16 protein-coding genes are annotated in these 16,755 nt (G+C 44.8%); 6 read left to right on the top strand and 10 right to left on the bottom strand.

Annotated elements, in window-relative coordinates; all coding sequences use genetic code 11:
• Positions 1 to 358: 358 nt before the first annotated feature.
• The 3 genes from Q0785_RS04065 to Q0785_RS04055 all read left to right on the top strand — a co-directional run bounded on the left by Q0785_RS04065 (position 359) and on the right by Q0785_RS04055 (position 2,914).
• The gene (locus tag Q0785_RS04065; protein ID WP_298825826.1) at positions 359 to 736 is read left to right on the top strand and encodes a DUF202 domain-containing protein; all 378 of its coding nucleotides are present in this window, start codon (positions 359 to 361) and stop codon (positions 734 to 736) included.
• Between the two features lie 44 nt (positions 737 to 780).
• On the top strand, positions 781 to 1,998 hold the full coding sequence (locus tag Q0785_RS04060) for an EAL domain-containing protein (protein WP_298825823.1): 1,218 nt from the start codon (positions 781 to 783) through the stop codon (positions 1,996 to 1,998).
• Between the two features lie 91 nt (positions 1,999 to 2,089).
• A complete protein-coding gene (locus Q0785_RS04055; RefSeq protein ID WP_298825820.1) occupies positions 2,090 to 2,914 on the top strand; it encodes an STAS domain-containing protein in 825 nt (274 codons plus the stop codon).
• Positions 2,915 to 2,954: 40 nt separating this feature from the next.
• Here the strand turns inward: Q0785_RS04055 and Q0785_RS04050 are convergent, their stop codons facing one another.
• The 8 genes from Q0785_RS04050 to Q0785_RS04015 all read right to left on the bottom strand — a co-directional run bounded on the left by Q0785_RS04050 (position 2,955) and on the right by Q0785_RS04015 (position 10,530).
• Positions 2,955 to 3,797 (bottom strand): YitT family protein, encoded by an 843-nt coding sequence (locus tag Q0785_RS04050; RefSeq protein ID WP_298825817.1) that lies wholly within the window; start codon positions 3,795 to 3,797, stop codon positions 2,955 to 2,957.
• Between the two features lie 286 nt (positions 3,798 to 4,083).
• A complete protein-coding gene (locus Q0785_RS04045) occupies positions 4,084 to 4,944 on the bottom strand; it encodes a PPK2 family polyphosphate kinase (RefSeq protein WP_298825814.1) in 861 nt (286 codons plus the stop codon).
• A 131-nt stretch (positions 4,945 to 5,075) separates the two neighbouring features.
• The gene (locus Q0785_RS04040) at positions 5,076 to 5,510 is read right to left on the bottom strand and encodes a VOC family protein (RefSeq protein ID WP_298825811.1); all 435 of its coding nucleotides are present in this window, start codon (positions 5,508 to 5,510) and stop codon (positions 5,076 to 5,078) included.
• 28 nt (positions 5,511 to 5,538) lie between these two features.
• Positions 5,539 to 6,039, bottom strand: coding sequence for an SRPBCC domain-containing protein (locus tag Q0785_RS04035; protein WP_298825808.1), 501 nt, complete (start codon positions 6,037 to 6,039; stop codon positions 5,539 to 5,541).
• 143 nt (positions 6,040 to 6,182) lie between these two features.
• Positions 6,183 to 7,307 carry a zinc-dependent alcohol dehydrogenase family protein gene (locus tag Q0785_RS04030; protein WP_298825805.1) on the bottom strand — a complete coding sequence of 375 codons (1,125 nt, stop codon included), beginning with the start codon at positions 7,305 to 7,307 and terminating at the stop codon, positions 6,183 to 6,185.
• Positions 7,308 to 7,341: 34 nt separating this feature from the next.
• Positions 7,342 to 8,790: an aldehyde dehydrogenase family protein gene (locus Q0785_RS04025; protein WP_298825802.1), complete on the bottom strand. Its 1,449-nt coding sequence runs from the start codon at positions 8,788 to 8,790 to the stop codon at positions 7,342 to 7,344.
• Between the two features lie 240 nt (positions 8,791 to 9,030).
• The gene (locus Q0785_RS04020) at positions 9,031 to 9,597 is read right to left on the bottom strand and encodes an MEDS domain-containing protein (protein ID WP_298825800.1); all 567 of its coding nucleotides are present in this window, start codon (positions 9,595 to 9,597) and stop codon (positions 9,031 to 9,033) included.
• A gap of 132 nt (positions 9,598 to 9,729) precedes the next feature.
• The gene (locus Q0785_RS04015; RefSeq protein WP_298825797.1) at positions 9,730 to 10,530 is read right to left on the bottom strand and encodes an SDR family oxidoreductase; all 801 of its coding nucleotides are present in this window, start codon (positions 10,528 to 10,530) and stop codon (positions 9,730 to 9,732) included.
• 185 nt (positions 10,531 to 10,715) lie between these two features.
• Here Q0785_RS04015 and Q0785_RS04010 point away from each other — a divergent pair, with 185 nt between their 5' ends.
• The gene (locus Q0785_RS04010) at positions 10,716 to 11,603 is read left to right on the top strand and encodes a GNAT family N-acetyltransferase (protein WP_298825794.1); all 888 of its coding nucleotides are present in this window, start codon (positions 10,716 to 10,718) and stop codon (positions 11,601 to 11,603) included.
• A gap of 83 nt (positions 11,604 to 11,686) precedes the next feature.
• Here the strand turns inward: Q0785_RS04010 and nhaC are convergent, their stop codons facing one another.
• Positions 11,687 to 13,144, bottom strand: coding sequence for a Na+/H+ antiporter NhaC (gene nhaC, locus Q0785_RS04005; RefSeq protein WP_298825791.1), 1,458 nt, complete (start codon positions 13,142 to 13,144; stop codon positions 11,687 to 11,689).
• 522 nt (positions 13,145 to 13,666) lie between these two features.
• On the bottom strand, positions 13,667 to 13,939 hold the full coding sequence (locus Q0785_RS04000) for a hypothetical protein (RefSeq protein ID WP_298825788.1): 273 nt from the start codon (positions 13,937 to 13,939) through the stop codon (positions 13,667 to 13,669).
• Between the two features lie 276 nt (positions 13,940 to 14,215).
• On the opposite strand from Q0785_RS04000, the gene Q0785_RS03995 reads away from it, so the two are divergent.
• Both Q0785_RS03995 and Q0785_RS03990 read left to right on the top strand, forming a co-directional pair.
• Entirely contained in the window at positions 14,216 to 16,042 is a 1,827-nt protein-coding gene (locus Q0785_RS03995) for an LTA synthase family protein (RefSeq protein WP_298825785.1), read from the top strand.
• Between the two features lie 137 nt (positions 16,043 to 16,179).
• The gene (locus Q0785_RS03990; RefSeq protein WP_298825782.1) at positions 16,180 to 16,710 is read left to right on the top strand and encodes a redoxin family protein; all 531 of its coding nucleotides are present in this window, start codon (positions 16,180 to 16,182) and stop codon (positions 16,708 to 16,710) included.
• The last annotated feature ends 45 nt before the right edge of the window (positions 16,711 to 16,755 follow it).

The following is a 16,755-nucleotide window of genomic DNA, read 5'->3' as shown; positions in this document are numbered from 1 at the left end:
TGGATACCATTCACTCGCTTCAGTGGGGCTTTGTTGTGTTTGATCCCCGAAAGGCCTTTCGTAAAATCAGTGATGATTTCGCGAAAGGTTTTCTATTAAGTTGATAATTTCCGATTCCCTTATTTGTCTGTTCGTTTTTCATGCATTTTTAATTTTGATCAATAACGCGAACTACAGCATCCCCCCTGAGTTTAACTTCCTATATTCTCTCTTTCTATACTTGAGGCATATGGCCTATAAAACTATTTGAAATGTCTTTTTATTCCCGATTCATTTATACTGGAAATACAATAGATTTTTCTCGATTCCAGATTGTGAAAATTCCAGAACTGATTGCTGCTGGGAGGAGAGAATAGTTATGTCACGCCAGTCTTATCGAAAAGAAAAAAATCAATTGATCTATACACAGCAGCATCTCGCTAACGAACGTACCTACCTGGCATGGATCCGTACCGTCATTTCAATAGTCGGCGTCGGTTTTTTAGCGACCAGTCTGCATTTCACTATGGGTGCCACACGCAATCCATTAGTTGACATCTTCACTATTGCACTCGGTATCTTTGCCTGCATATTCGGTTTAACCGTTATTTTCTCAGCAACTCAAAACTATAAAAAGAAACGCCAGCAAATCATCAATGAAACTTTTACGCCTTCGAATATGCATATCACATTGATTTCTTCTATGCTGGCCATCATGATCATCATGGTCATTATTTACTTTTTCATGATTATGTAAGCTGTCTCTGCCCCCTATAGATTTGCAGCAAAGGAGCGCACATTATGGATCCATTGGATATACTTGAGAACTTACATAACGTTAAACCCGCTTTTCAACCAATTATCAGCGCCGTCAAACATACCGTCATCGGCTACGAAGTTTTAGGCCGCTTCCAGTTTGAAGGCGCATGGATCAGTTTGGGGGATTTTTTTCATGATGATGATGTGCCGGATGAATACAAAGTTGAAGTCGACCAGCACCTCTTAAAACTGGCAATCAGCCAAATGCTCGACTCCGGCAATGATGGTCTGCTGTTCATTAACCGAAATGCCCGGCAATTGCTGATCAACAGTGGTGAAGACTTTCTGGAGACTTTGCTCGTATATGCGGAACAGGGCTTCTCCATGAACCGGATTGTGCTCGAAATTACTGAACATGATTTTGACGAGGATTTCGATGTGCTGGAACATTTGCTGATTTACTATAAGACCTATGGCATTCAGATTGCCGTCGATCATGTGGGGGCAAAAAGCTCCAATATCGATCGAATCCGCCAACTCAGACCTCATATCTTAAAAATCGATACCAGTTTTGTCCGGAATACCAATCCTGACGTGTTTCAGGACGTCATCCAAACTTTGTCCGGACTGGCCCGCCGTATCGGCGCCAAACTTTCCTATGAAAATATCGAAGATAATTACCAATTGTATTTTGCTTGGAAGCACGGCGGCCATTATTACCAAGGATATTATTTGGCAGAACCGGATTTCAGACTGCCGGTAAATGGCTGCATCCCGAGTGATGTGGGAGAAAAGATCAAGGCTTTTGTCCAACGGGAAAAATCGATGGTAGAAGAACGTTACGCTTTTACGGCCAGAAGAGAAGAGAAAGTGAAGAGATTAATTTCGAAATGGCATGGCCCGGAAACAGCAGACCATTTTATCGAAGCTGTGGCTGAGTCTTTCACTGAAGAAAGTTTCCGCTTATATATTTGCGACAGCGATGGCCGACAAGTGTCATCCAATTTTAGAAAACATGGCAGCCAATGGGAAATAGAACCGAATCAAATCGGTTCACATTGGGCATTCCGACCTTTTTTCCTTGAAAATACGATACTTATGAAAACATGGAATAAAGGGATTTTATCAGATATCTATTCAGATATTGAAACCGGTGAACTGATTCGTACATTCAGCTATCCCTTATCAGAGGACTGCTATCTGTTTATCGATATCAGTAATGAGTTTATTTCTGAGAGAGATTATCTTCTGTTTCAGTAGTCGATAAATCGTATATTGCTCTGCTGGAGTCAAGACTATATGAAAAATGCCTTAACCGGTTAATACATTTGAAGAAAGAAGGAGAAAAGAAATGGCACAGTCCCTGCAAAACTCTTTGGAACTGCAAATTTTTTTCGATACACACAGCATTGAGTTTGAAGACAGTCTTTTAAATGAGGCAGTCAACGTTAAAGACAAAATCGATGAAATTTTATCGGTCGGCAATATTGACCTTGTGACGAATGCCCATAAATTGGTTATTTTCATTATCGATGGCCAGGAAAGGGAATTGGAGCTATTCGCCCAACAGGAAGGAATCGCTTGGGCGACCCATTCCATCGAACTTTCATTCAAACTGGAATGGGTGCAAGCTATTCGCCGTACATTCTGGAATTTCATCGAACAATTCAATCATGCCGTTCCACCAGAAAAAGCCATGGACTTTTTCCGTATGGAGAAAGAAGTAAATACACGAGTGGATTCGTTTTTAAACGCGTTTTTCCTCAGCTATTCTACATATAAGGATTCCTTGCTTAAGGCACACCGTCAATTGGTTGAAAACCTTTCAGTTCCGATCATTCCCATCAATAGTTCCGTCTGCATTTTGCCATTGATTGGTGCCGTCGATACAAAGCGGGCTTCCATTATCGAAGAAAAAGTACTGGTAGAAATCGGTGCCGCGCATATTCAGACGCTGATCATCGACTTATCAGGAATCGCCCATATGGAAACCGAAGTCATCCACCATCTGATGAAGATTATGGATGGCACAGCCTTAATGGGCTGCAGTACGGTCATTACGGGCCTGCGTGCAGAAGTTGTCCGCAAAATGATTCACTCACATTTGAAATTCGACGAAAAAACAAAAACATTCGGCACGCTGCAGCAAGCTTTAAAAGAATACTTAATTGTTTAAGCAGCAAAAAACCTCTCCAGACAAACTGGAGAGGTTTTTATTAAGCTGGATTTTTCATGAAGTTATCATCTTTTCTGAAATTCCCCATGACTTCCATTGTTTCGCTGATGCTGACGAACGCATTCGGATCGATGTTCTTGATCAAAGGCCGTACAAATGCCAGTTCGTGGCGGCTGATTACGCTATACAGAACTTTCACTTTTGCTGCAGAGTACGCACCTTCACCGTCCACGACAGTGATGCCTCGGTATAGTTTATCAAGTAATTCATTTTTAACTGCATCGCCTTGGTTCGTTACCACCATCAAGCTCAGCTTAATGTGGCGCGTATGGACCCGGTCAATCACCAGACCGGTAATATAGATGGAAGCCATCGTATACATCGCCAGTTCCCAAGAGAATACAAATCCAGCTACAAAGACCACCGCACTGTTAAGTACAAAAACAAGGGCTCCAAGCGGAATATCCCGCTTCATCGACATCAAGAGACCAATAACATCAAAGCCACCGGTCGAACTGTAGAAACGGATGATGATCCCCATCGCCACTCCGGAAATTACTCCGCCGAACACCGAAGAAAGCAACGCATCTTCTGTCAGTTTAACGACGGGAATGTATAGCATTGAGACGGATGTCACGACAACTGAAAACAGGCTATTGACAATGAAGGTCTTACCCAGCTTCATCCAGCCGATTATGAGGATTGGAATGTTCAAGACAATCATCCAGATCCCTGCATTCAAAGGTGTCACCAATCCCAGCATCATCGCAATACCGGTAACTCCGCCCGCCAAAACTTCATGGGGCAATAAAAACATATTAAACGCAACTCCAAGAACAATTGAAGCAATAAAAATAATCAATAATCTCGTCCATTTATTCATAACCAAACTCCATTCTTAAGACAAACCTTAGTCACTCTATTTTGTTCGAACCACAAAAAAAGGCCGTGCGGCTGCACGTCACCTTAAGAGCAATTATCATAATGTAATCTTTTACTTTTCAATAAAAACTACGGGAAAGCGAATAAATTGTTCTTTTTATAGTTAACCAATGTTTCATATTATAGTGGCTGAGGGGCAGGAAAAGCAAGTGTTTCTTCTTTTGTTCACGTACTGTCCGCAAATAGAAAAGAGATCCGGAATAATCATATTCCGAATCCCTCTATTTTCATTCCTTTTCCAATCGCCGAATCGCTGTTTCCAGCTCTTCTTTTTCTTCTCCTTTAATCTCCGGATATTGCGGATTCAGCCGCTGCAGCGTTTTGACCATGACTTCCGAAACGATGTAACGCGAATACCATTCATCGTCAGCAGGCAGTGCATACCAAGGGGCATATTCTGTCGAAGTATTGTTTAATATGTCTTCAAAAATTTCCTGATACCCGTCCCAATGCTGTCTTTCTTTGACATCATTAAATGAAAACTCCCAGTTTTTCTCGGGATTTTTCATGCGCTCAAGCAATCGGCGGCGCTGTTCATCAAAAGACATATTGAAAAAGAACTTCACGACCGGAAACCCGTTTTCCACCAGATACCGTTCATAATCACTGATTTGTCGATAACGGACGTCCCAAATATTTTCATCGATCAATTCGTCTGGAAGCGGTGTTCCTCCAAGGAGATCATGGACTCTGGGAGCAATCACTTCCTCATAATAGGACCGATTCAAAATTCCAATTTGCCCTCTGGCAGGCATGCCTTCCCTGAATCGCCATAAGTAGTCATGGGCAAGTTCCGTTTCAGATGGCTTCTTAAATGATGTCACCTTGAGTCCCTGTGCCGTTAAATTCGAAAAGATATATGTAATCGTTTCATCTTTTCCAGCTGCGTCCATCGCCTGTAATACGACGATGATTCCTTTTTCTTCTTGGGCATGCAGTTTCATATGAAGTTCCTTCAGCTTGTTGACACTTTCTGGAATCAGTTTTTCTTTCAGTTCCTGTTCATTGTATTTATCTTTAACACTCGCAGGATAATTGGAGAGTTTTATCTTTTCATCTTTTTTGACTAAGTAATCATCAATATTCATAATTCTCCTCCTTTAACTCCTTCAACAAGTTGGATTGATTGGCCTACTTCATCCATACCCGTTAACGGAATAGAGTTAACCGCAAAAAAACCGTAATCCTCATTTCAGGTCACGGTTTTTCTATAACTTCGCTATTCCATTTCGCCTTCAACTGAAACCTGCCATTCGATTCCTAAGCGATCGGTCACACTGCCGTACAAAGGGCTCCAGAAAGTTTTCTGCAACTCCATACCGACCTTGCCTCCTTCTGACAGCTTGTTGAAAATGCTTCGCGCCTCCTCGATCTCATCGAATAATAGAGTTACAGATACATTATTGCCTTTTTGGAAATTTGGCATCCCCATTCCCGGTGGAACGTCAGAAATCATCAAAGTGTCACCGTTTTTCAAATCGATTTGTGCGTTCATCACCATATCCTTTACTTTTTCAGGCATGTCCTCCGCATCCGGCGCTTCTCCATAGGTCATAACGCCAACCAATTCTCCACCCAGTACGTCTGTATAAAAATGTGCCGCTTCCTGACCATCCCCATCAAAATTCAAATAAGGAAACAATTTAGTGATCATCATTGCCCCTTCTCTCCGAAAATTTGTTTTATTTTTCTTGCTGCAGTTCCTTCAAATACTCCTCCAGGCGATCGTAGGTTTGGGTCATACCTTCAACAGCACCCATTTCGATTACACTCTCCAGCTCTTTTTCTGAATCGAACTTCGTAGCAGAAACAACTTTACATCCAGTGCCTTCCGCAAAAAAATCAGTCGTAATCAGCATGGTCGGCAGCCCTTCGACTTCATTTTCCTGTTCATCGGAAAATGTATCCACGTAAACGAGGCGGTTTGGCGGCTCAATTTCACGATAAACTGCTTTCCCCCAAGCTTCCTGGCCTTCCGGCGAGCGCATGCAGTAATGCCAGATGCCTCCAGGTTCCACTTCCATTTTGTAGACAGTCGTGTCCCAACCAGTTGGACCCCACCAGCGCGCAATATGATCCGGTTCGGTAAACATGGAAAATATCCGCTCTCTCGATGCTTCAAAAGACCTTTCCAAGATCAGTTCCAATCCCTCGACTTTTGAAGAAACCTTGTTTGCAGACATGCTAAATCCTCCTTATCTTATAGTTGAAACAATCAGCCCAGTTGCCTGAGAAACAAATACAGTTTTCCCCTCCCTCCTTTTTTGTATAAGCCCATACAGTACATGATCAATTTAAGTACTCTATGTCCATTTAATCTTTACGGCTAAAATTTGATGATGATCCGTGATGATTCGCCTTTCGCCAAAATATCGAATCCTTTATTGACCTCATCCAATGTGATGAAGTCCGTGATCAATTTATCGACAGGCAAGCGGTCTTCCTGGAATAGATTCATGTAACGCGGTATGTCACGGCTTGGCACACAACTGCCCAGATAAGATCCTTTAATGGTCCGTTCTTCAGCAGTCAGCGATAAATAGGGAAACGAAAACTGATGTTCCGGATGCGGCAGCCCTGTCGTGACCGTAGTTCCTCCGCGCTTGGTGACGGCATAAGCGACCTCCATCGCCGGTACGACACCAGCGGTTTCAAAAGCATAGTCCAAACCGCCTCCTGTCGCTTTCCGCACTTGTTCAACGACATCAGGATCTTTGGAATTAAATACATCGGTTGCCCCTAGTTCCTTCGCCTGTTTCAGCTTGGTTTCATTGATGTCCACTGCAACGATCCGGCTGGCGCCTGCTGCAATTGCGCCAAGCAAAGCGCTGAGACCAACTCCGCCGAGACCCACTACAGCGACTGTGCTGCCGAGTTTGATGCCGGCTGTATTGACTACCGCGCCGACTCCCGTGATGACCGCACAGCCGAACAGTGCCGCTTTTTCAAATGGAATGTCTTTGCTTACTTTGACGACTGAATTTCTTGAGACCACGGCATATTCCGAAAAAGCCGATACGCCAACATGATGATGCACGGTTTCCGTTTTCGTGCTGAGACGATTGCCTCCCCCCAGCAAGGTGCCAGCCGTATTGGAAGCCGCACCAGGTTCACATAAAGCAGGGCGCCCTTCCCGGCACGGACCGCATTGGCCGCAGCTCGGAACGAATACACAGGCGATGTGATCCCCTGGTTCCAAGTCGGTCACACCTTCCCCCACTTCAACGATTACGCCCGCTGCCTCGTGGCCTAAAGCCATCGGCAACGGCCGTGGACGGCTGCCGTTCATCACCGATAAATCGGAATGGCATAAACTCGCCGCTTTTATCTGGATCAGTACTTCCCCTTTTTCCGGCGAATCCAATTCCAATGTTTCAATTTGTATAGGCCGGCTTTCCTCGTAGGGAGTTGAAGCTCCAATTTCCCGTAATACCGCAGATCTCACTTGCATATTCCCACCCTCTCCTCAATCAAATTTTCAGGACTCAGTATAGTTTGATGCCGATGAATTTCACGTCCGTCATTTCTTCGATGGCATATTTGACGCCTTCTTTTCCGGTGCCGCTGTTTTTCACACCACCGTATGGAATATGGTCATAGCGGCGGACCGACACCTCATTGATCCAGACGCCTCCTGTATCAAGTGCATCCGCCATCCGCATCGCGCGGTTGATATCAGCCGTGAAAACAGCCGCCTGCAGACCGAAATCCGAATCATTAGCGTGATGCACTGCTTCTTCTTCCGTACTGAACGACATGACACTGACAATCGGCGCAAACACTTCTGCACAGACCACTTTCATATCAGGTGTGACATCACTGACAATGGTCGGCTCCATCAACGTCCCTTGGCGTTTTCCGCCTGCCGATAAGGTCGCGCCTTGTTCGACAGCTTCTGTGACCCATGATTCAGCCCTTTCAGCTGCTTCCTGCGTAATCATTGGCCCCATATCGGTTGATTCATCCAATGGATCGCCTGTTTGAAGCGCTTTCACTTTCTTCGTTAGCTTCTCGAGAAAAGCCTGATAAACGGACTCCTGCACATAAATCCGCTGGGCGGAAACGCAGGCTTGTCCGGCATATGTGAAGCCGCCTATTACAATGGCATTGACGGCTACGTCCAGATCCGCATCTTCAAAGACGATATTCGGAGCATTCGAACCCAGCTCCAAGGTAACTTTTTTCCGTTTGGCCATTTCGTGTATTTTCCAGCCGACGGCACTGCTGCCGGTGAATGTCACCCGTTTGACTTTCGGGTGGGTCACCAAGGTTTCCGCCAGCTCCTGCCCCGGGCCCATGACAATGTTGATTATCCCTTTTGGCAATCCCGCTTTTTCAAACAGCCGGTAGAGAAGAACCGGGGACAGCGGTGTTTTCTCTGCAGGCTTTAAGACCACCGTATTGCCGGCTGCAATCGCCGGGGCGATTTTATGGAGCACCAGGTTCAATGGGAAGTTGAAAGGCGTAATGGCTGCCACTACGCCCAAAGAAACGCGCTTTGACATGCCGATTTGATTTTCTCCGCCAATTGCACTGTCCAATGGAATCATTTCTCCATAAATCGATTTGGCGCCTTCTGAAGCAAAGCGCAGCACCTGCACCGCACGCGCCACTTCTACACGGCTTTCCTTGATGGGTTTGCCTGCTTCCAAAGACAGTAGATGGGCAAACTCTTCAGCATCGATTTCCAGCAGGTCAGCCGTTTTCCGTAAAATCTCCGCACGTCTATGCGCCGGCATCCTTTTCATGGTTTTGGTATAAACACGATGGGCACTGGCAACTGCATCAGCCGCATCTTCAGCAGTCGCACACGAAATCTTCCCGATTACTTCATTGTTATAAGGATTAATCACTTCAATTTCATCCCGGCCATCTTTAGGCAATTCCTTGCCATCAATAATGGAACCGAAATGGTATTTCCCGATTTCAATCATTACAGGTTCTCCTCCTTCTTCAGTTACAAAAGCCCGGTTCTTGTTCGAAATTTCGGCTTTACCTCAAGGACTCGTTACTTAATATAGTATGCCCTTTTCAAAAATTGTCAATATTCTGTCAATAAAAGATAGGGGTATCCTTAACTTTTTTCGTGCTCTCTAAGCTAACTTCCAAGTAACGCATAAAAAAAGAATTTCTTCACGGATACCGAGAAGAAATTCTTTTGGTTGTATTGCAATTTAATTATCCTGCTTGGAAATCGGTGAAATTTCCTCGTCTGTCATCAGGAATCCGTGGCAGTTCATCAGCACTTCCCTAAGTTCAGTTGAAAGACGGGCTGCATCATAGGCACATACCGAAAGTACTTTGATATGAGGCATCAACTGTTCGATCCCGCATTCATATTCTTTGATGTCTTTGATGATTTCCACTTCGTCCCGCCATTCAATATGTCCCCATGTGCGGAAGCTCTGTTCCTCTTCCATGAATGGACTGATCAAATCAGAGAAATAGGCCAGGATTGTCGGCGGATGGAAATTTCCGTTCCGCCAGTAAAACGTGAAATTATTGATGTAATGAATGTTCTTCAGCTGTTCTTGGGTAACAAGTTCTTCTACACGCTTTAAGATCTTTGGATAAAGGCGCTCGCTCTCAACGAAGAGGATTTGATCCCCTTTCTCGATGCCTTCAATAATATAAGAGACTGCATTACCGATATAACGCTCGAGCTCCTCTACATAATAAAAAACATGGGCCCCTTCAGAAGTCTGTAAAATATCTTGAATAGCTGTAATCTCTTTTTCCAAATGGTCGTTCCCCTTTTATCCGGCAAGTTAAAAATAGTCAAATCGTCTTTTTCACTCTATCTATTATACACAACAAATAGGCTAAAGGATAATACAAAGCCCCTTTCCCCGCCAAGCAGACAAAATGGCGCTTTATCTCATAACACTGCCTCCTGAAACCTTAAGCGATTCCCCAACAATGTTCCCGGCAGCTTCCGTCAGTAGAAAAGCAATGGTATTCGCCACTTCAGAAGCCGTAGACAAACGTCCTGAAGGAATTTCTTTTTCTGCATTTGCAAGCTCTTCTTCAAAACTGGTTTGGTTTCTCTGCGCTTTTCTGCGCAAGCTGGTTCTTGCCATTTCGGTGTCTACATAGCCCGGGCAGACAGCATTGACACGTATGCCGTGTTCAATTGCCTCAACCGCCATCGATTGGGTCCAACCGACAACAGCAAACTTGCTGGCCGAGTAAGCCGTGTTGCCGTAGGTTCCACGCAACCCTGACAAAGAAGCCAGATTGACGATGTCTCCTTCTTTTTTCTCCAGCATTTTGCGGTATAATTCCTGCGTCAACAGGAAGGCCGACGTAAAATTCAAGTTCATCATCTCTTCGATGAACGGTTCATCTAGCTCCTCGACCAGCTTCCCTCCTGAAATACCGGCTGAATTCACCAACCCGTTAATAAAGCCCAATTTATTTTCAGCCCGCTTAATAAGACGCGTTCGATCTTCGGATTTCGTCAGATCGGCTTCCTGCATACAGAGTCTATCTTCTGGCATCTGTTCAAGCAGATCTACTTTCAATTTCTCCAACTTTTCTTTATTGCGTCCGGTGATGGTAATCCGTGCACCCATCCCAGCAAGTAACTTTGCTGTCTCTATACCGATGCCGCCAGTGGCTCCAGTAATCAATACATGCTTATGAGCTAATGCTTCAGTTGAAAAAATAGTCATGCCGCAGCCTCCTTTAGAGTATGCTTCCTCTTTCCCCCTTGCTTTTACACACTAAACATTTTCTGAATCTGACTGCCTAAGCAATAAGCTGCGCTTAAGATCGGGATAGAGCAGGCATGCAAATCGATGCATTTCCTGTATATAATACAAGTAGTCAGTTAATCATCAACAAGGAGTGTCCAGTTATGGAAAAAATTATTCGTCAGCTAACTCTGGAAGACCTTCATCATTTGGAAGAAATGGACACCGGCATAGAGGATGACTACATTCTTCGGGTATATAAGCGGATTTCCTCCGGCTCCAGCCGTTTATACGGCCTTTTCATGGATGGCCGACTGGCAAGCATCGGAGGATATACGATTTTTGCCAAGCAATACATTATGCTCGGCAGAATGCGCAGCGATCTTCGTTATCGCGGAAAAAATTTGTCGACGCAATTGATGGCCCATATTATGGAACAAGCCTTTGAGCTTTCCACCATTCAATGGATTGGTGCAAATACACAGCAAAAGAATCTATCTGCTCGGCGCGTTATGGATAAACTGGGACTTGCAGAAGTATCCAAACTTTACAGTGCTATTTCATCTGATATTTCTTCGCTTGGAGCTGGCAGCCCCGTCTGGCAGGAAATCATGGAGATTCCTTACAAGCAGGCATGGATCGACCGTTTGTATATCCAAACTGGAGCTGTCTTTCCTTACGAATGTTATTACACATTCCCAGCTTCTGAGGCATTGTTCGATGATGCCGAGCTCGCACAGTGGTCTTTCTTTGAAAATCCACGTAAGGACCGGGTGCTGATCGCCAAAAAAGACTATAAACGGGAATATTACCTGCATGCGATTTATCCATGGGACGACATCATGGAGCAGCCGGGTTTCTGGGAAACCATCTCAATGGCGCAAAATCAATTGAGCAAAAAAGTAAATAACCAAGCCCTGCTTTGGATCGACTTAAGCCCTGACCAAGTCAACACATTACCAGGCCGGCACCCTTTTGAGCTGCCCTCTCCCTGGCTGTTGTATGGTATTGACCGCCATAATCGAAAGCAGCTCCCTGCCTTCTCTGGTTAATTCCAAAACCAAAAAGCGAGCCCCTCTTTTGAAATGCACAAGAGGAGGCTCGCTTTTCATTTTATCCATAATGCGTATAGAATTTAAACGCCTTCCGTCAATTCATTTTCACGATCGATTCTCAGCTGCTTCACTTTCAATTGCTCCATTTCATCTTCTGTCAAAAATTGAATCTTGTAGCCAACCAATGCCATGATGATTCCGATGATCGGAACTGCGTAATTGAGCACCGCATAAGGAGCGTATGCAAACGGATGGACTGCTAAAGTTGCCAGTATGAAGACACCGCAGGTATTCCATGGAATGAAAGGGGAAGTCAGAGTTCCTCCATCTTCAAGCGCACGTGACAGGTTTTTGGAATGCAAGCCTTTCTCCTGATAGGCCGTGGCGTACATTCTTCCTGGAAGCAGGATGGATATGTATTGCTCTGAAGCTGTAGCGTTTGTGAAGAACGCCGAGACGATTGTAGCGGCAATCAAGCTGCCGGCTGATTTCGCCACTTTCAAAATTTGTTTGACGATGGCTTTCAGCATGCCGGTATGTTCCAGTACGCCTCCGAACACCATCGCAAAAATAGTCAGCGAGACCGTGAACATCATGGAAGCGATGCCACCCCGGTTAAACAATTCATCGACCATTTCATTATTGGAGACAATTGCAAAACCATCATGGAGCGTATTGACTGCATCCCCTACATTGCCGCCTTGAACAAAAATCTGGCAGATAAAGCCGAGGAACACCCCGATTACCAGGGCGGGCAAAGCCGGCACTTTCATTGCCACCAATACAACGATGGCAGCAGGTACAAGCAACAGCCAAGGCGAAATAACAAAATTACTATCTAATGCGGCTAAAATGCTTTGGATATTCCCTTCATCAATTGCCGATCCGCCAAATTGACGGCCAAGGAAAAAGTAGACAATCAAAGCAATGACCAGGCCTGGAACAGTTGTATATAACATATGTCTGATGTGTTCAAATAGATTTGTGTCGGTAACACCTGCCGCGAGGTTGGTAGTATCGGATAACGGAGACATCTTATCACCAAAATAAGAACCAGATATCACCGCACCTGCTACCATTGCAGCAGGGATTCCCATACTCATGCCGATTCCCATGCCCGCTACCCCGATTGTTCCCATCGTCGACCAGGAACTGCCGATTGCGAGTGCAACGATTCCGCAAATGAGGCAGATTGTCATCAAAAATAGTGACGGCGTAATGATCTGCAGGCCATAGTAAATCATGGTCGCTATAATGCCGCCGCCAATCCATGAAGCAATAATCATGCCGACCACAATGATGATCAGAACAGCGGGAAGAGCCAAGCGGATTCCTTTATAGGCCCCTTCTTCGATTGTTTCCCATTTATAGCCGAGTCGCCAGGCGATAAACCCAGCCACTATAGCACCTAAAGCCAGTGGTACGTGCGGGCTGCCTTCAAATACGATAATCGTGATCGCCATTGAGGCAATCATCGTAACCAGTGGAATCAGTGCCAATAAAAAAGGTATTTCGATCTCTCGTTGTTTTGTTTTCATCCTATGTAACCCCTTACTTTTATGTATTACTTATATATTACAGCAAAATTTAAAATAATCTATCTATATAAGTTGAACTAATGATCTATAATTGGAAACTTTTCAATTACGGATATTCCACAAACCAACTCCTAAAAACCCGGTGCTCCTGCATCGCTGCGCTAGCTTCGTCGCAAAGATACGATCCGAATTCCTTTCGGCCGTATCTTTCCTACGGGCTTGCGCCGAACTAACTCGGGCTAAACGCCCGAGTGGATTTCGACACTTCGCTTGCCCGCGGGAGTCTCCGCTGGTTTGCTCCATATCCTGTTGATCAGTTAGTGAAGATGATTAGAAGAAAGAGCGCAAGGCGGCGAAGGGCAGAGATATGCTCCTGCATCGCTGCGCTAGCTTCGTCCGCGGAAAGCATCCGCCTGGAGCGCTTTCTTCGTTTCTCCACTCTTATTGAGAATAAAACAGCAGACAATAAAAATAGCCGCCTCTGACAAAGGGGCAGCCGCTCTGCTATCTTATTGGCTTTCTTCAGGACTTCTCATCCAACGCGCGATAAATTTCAGCTTCGAAAAACTTGCGGCGGTGATCAGCTGATTTTCTTCTGGACAATTCCCCATTATCAAACACTCGGCTGCATAGATAAAATGGAGCTTCCGTGTTTTCCACGACTTGCCATTTGCCATGAAGTGCCTGTTGACTGCCAAAATCCACAAGGAAATTTTGACCCACAGGCAATACCGGGTATTTGCATTCCACTTTGGCTGATGTCGTTTTGCCTGGGGTCTTATTGAACTTTTCCACACTCAACACTCCTTTATAGGGTTATCTCCCTTTGGAATTCCGGATCTTTTACTGCCAGCCTCTTTTCTCCCTTAAATACCCAACCCCCGAACAAATTCAAACTCCTGATCTCACAACCCAAATTGACACAATACAGACATGACCGCAGGTTTCCTGTTGTCCAATAAGTGGTATTTAAAAGAACAACTACGTTTTGCACCAAGAAAAAATGGTTCACTGACAAGTGCTTCATTTATATTGATCCGCAAAGCGCCATGACTTGTTTGGAGGTGCGCCATGAAGTTTCTGGAGTATTGGGTCTACCTGTTATTATCGATTTTCAAAATATTTCTGTTCAGCATGTATGCTGGCACTGAATTTCAGGCCAGTTTCTTTATCCTTAACCTTGCTTCCATCGTCGTCTTGTCGAGCTGGACCTTATTGCTGAGTTATAAGAAACGCCGATGGATTTTATTGTCCTTGCTGTTTTTGCATAGTACCCTGCTTATTTCAGATCTTTGGTATTACCGCTACTTTAATGACTTACTGTCCATAGCTCTGCTTTCAGACATTACCCAGATGAGTGACGTGGGTGGTGGATTCATGACCTTGATCGAAGCGAAAGACTTTTTCTTTTTCGCAGATCTGCTGATTTTTTCCCTCATCCTCTTTGCCACTCGTAAGAATCTCGAGTCGATAAACCAAAAGGAAAAAAGAATTATGGCCGGATCAGGTTTTGTCCTTGGTCTGGCATTGGTTATCATTCCCATCGCAACCAGCTATGCAAATGAAGAACAGTGGCTGGTCGATGAGCCGATTTCAAATATGCGTGAATACTACCAGCTTGGATTTTGGGGCTATCACGGCTTGGATTTTATCCAGGGTGTAGGTGCTCTCTTTAAAAACGACAGCCTGACAGCAGAAGAAGAATCACGGATCCTGGAGTTGAATCCTGAAACGCCATCAGCTGTTTCCGACTCGGAAAAGCCCAATATCATTGTCGTTCAATTAGAGTCTTTCCAAACCTCTGTCATTGGCCAGCAGGTCAATGGGCAGGAGCTAACCCCCCATTTAAATGCATTGAAAGTAGAGTCGATTTTTTTCCCGTCGTTCTATCATCAAACACATGAAGGCCGGACCTCTGATGCCGAGTTTATCACACTGACTTCCCTGCATCCTTTGAAATCCGGTTCAGTATATACACAATATGCCGAAAATGAATTTGAAGCCTTGCCGGAACTGCTGAAAAACGTTGGCTACGACACGGCAGCCATGCATGCTTTCGAAAAGGATTTCTGGAATCGCGATGATTTCTACAAAAATATAGGCTTTAATCATTTCTTCAGTGAAACAGATTTCCCGGACAATCAGGACATTGGCATGGCTTTGAATGATGAAGATTTCTTCACCACTTCCATTGAGCTCACTGAGCAGCTGAAAGAGCCTTATTTCGCTTTTCTGGTTGCACTTTCAAGCCATACGCCTTATGAAATCCCCGAAGAGCTGGAGCAGCTGGATTTGACTGGTTATGAAGATCCTCTGTTGAAAGGCTATTACGAAAACATTCATTATGTGGATGGGGCTGTCGGCGTAATGATTGAAGAGCTGAAACAGAAGGATATGTGGGATGATTCCCTTATCATCTTTTATGGCGACCATGATAGCGGATTGACACAGCCTGACAGCGAAATGGCACAGGAATTGGGTGCTGAAACCGAAGTCGAGTTAGTTGAACTCGATCAGCAGGTACCACTTTTCATTAAAGAACCGAAGATGGAAGAAGGCAGCATCGTCAACAATCCGGGAGGCCAAATTGATATCGCTCCGACCATTCTCGATCTGTTGGACATCAACCCACCCTATATGCTTGGTCAATCCCTGCTCGATGAAGACAGCAACCTGACCGTTTTCCGTAATGGGGCTTTCCGTTACGAGGAGTTTTATTTCCAACCTGATTTGACTGCTCCCGGTGGAAGCGGGACTTGTTATGATACCGCTTCAGGCGCAGAAGTTGAACTCGACCAATGCAGCGAACGTATTGAAAAGGCTGCCGATCAGCTCCGCATATCAGATGCGATCATCCAGAAAAATGCGCTGCAGCAAATCAATAAAAACAAAAAGTGACAAAAAACCATCTCCGCGTAAAAACGGAGATGGTTTTTTGCGGAAAACCGAGGTGCTTCAATGTCTTTTCTCAGATTCCCACTATATGATGGAGTTATTAAGAGTTGAGCACACTTTTTAAGGAAAGGATGATGGCCATGAGAGCGCTGACAAAAAATATACTGCTCCTCGTCCTTCTCGTCGCTTTGAGTGCCTGTTCCGGCAATTCACAGGAAAACGGCGCTGCAGCCGGACAGCTGAACGCTGGTGAACCTGCTCCTGCCTTTGAGTTGATGGACCTGGAAGGCAATGAGCAGAATCTTGCGGATTATGCCGGCCAAAAAGTCTATGTGAAGTTTTGGGCTTCCTGGTGTTCAATATGCTTGTCAGGAATGGAAGAGTTGAATACATTAGCTGGTGAAGAAACGGACTTTGCAGTTTTGACCATTGTGTCCCCCGGTTCCAATGCTGAAAAAAACACCGAATCATTCACAAAATGGTTCGAAGGGTTTCCGAATGCTGAAAACATATCCGTACTATTGGATGAAGGCGGCACTTTCTTCGAAGAATACGGCATCATCGGCTATCCGACTTCCGTCTATATCGGGACAGATGGAACACTCGTAAAAAGTCAGACTGGCCATTTCAGCAATGCCGAAATCAAAGAAAGTTTCGAAACGATAAAATAACAAAACGTGTTTCCCTTCGCCTTTTGGCGCAAGAAAACACTTTTT

It is taken from the genome of uncultured Planococcus sp., from assembly GCF_947501725.1.
GTDB lineage: Bacteria > Bacillota > Bacilli > Bacillales_A > Planococcaceae > Planococcus > Planococcus donghaensis_C.
The sequence above is the reverse complement of the archived record's forward strand: the minus strand, read 5'-3'. Positions and strand labels throughout refer to the sequence as shown.

Bases quoted from the DNA above. Each gene is read 5' to 3' on its own strand.
- Q0785_RS04060 (WP_298825823.1), top strand. From the start codon at position 781: ATGGATCCATTGGATATACTTGAGAACTTACATAACGTTAAACCCGCT.
- Q0785_RS04065 (WP_298825826.1), top strand. From the start codon at position 359: ATGTCACGCCAGTCTTATCGAAAAGAAAAAAATCAATTGATCTATACA.
- Q0785_RS04025 (WP_298825802.1), bottom strand. From the start codon at position 8,790: ATGATTGAAATCGGGAAATACCATTTCGGTTCCATTATTGATGGCAAG.
- Q0785_RS04055 (WP_298825820.1), top strand. From the start codon at position 2,090: ATGGCACAGTCCCTGCAAAACTCTTTGGAACTGCAAATTTTTTTCGAT.
- Q0785_RS04050 (WP_298825817.1), bottom strand. From the start codon at position 3,797: ATGAATAAATGGACGAGATTATTGATTATTTTTATTGCTTCAATTGTT.
- Q0785_RS04040 (WP_298825811.1), bottom strand. From the start codon at position 5,510: ATGATCACTAAATTGTTTCCTTATTTGAATTTTGATGGGGATGGTCAG.
- Q0785_RS04030 (WP_298825805.1), bottom strand. From the start codon at position 7,307: ATGCAAGTGAGATCTGCGGTATTACGGGAAATTGGAGCTTCAACTCCC.
- Q0785_RS04010 (WP_298825794.1), top strand. From the start codon at position 10,716: ATGGAAAAAATTATTCGTCAGCTAACTCTGGAAGACCTTCATCATTTG.
- Q0785_RS04035 (WP_298825808.1), bottom strand. From the start codon at position 6,039: ATGTCTGCAAACAAGGTTTCTTCAAAAGTCGAGGGATTGGAACTGATC.
- Q0785_RS04015 (WP_298825797.1), bottom strand. From the start codon at position 10,530: ATGACTATTTTTTCAACTGAAGCATTAGCTCATAAGCATGTATTGATT.
- Q0785_RS04045 (WP_298825814.1), bottom strand. From the start codon at position 4,944: ATGAATATTGATGATTACTTAGTCAAAAAAGATGAAAAGATAAAACTC.
- nhaC (WP_298825791.1), bottom strand. From the start codon at position 13,144: ATGAAAACAAAACAACGAGAGATCGAAATACCTTTTTTATTGGCACTG.
- Q0785_RS03995 (WP_298825785.1), top strand. From the start codon at position 14,216: ATGAAGTTTCTGGAGTATTGGGTCTACCTGTTATTATCGATTTTCAAA.
- Q0785_RS03990 (WP_298825782.1), top strand. From the start codon at position 16,180: ATGAGAGCGCTGACAAAAAATATACTGCTCCTCGTCCTTCTCGTCGCT.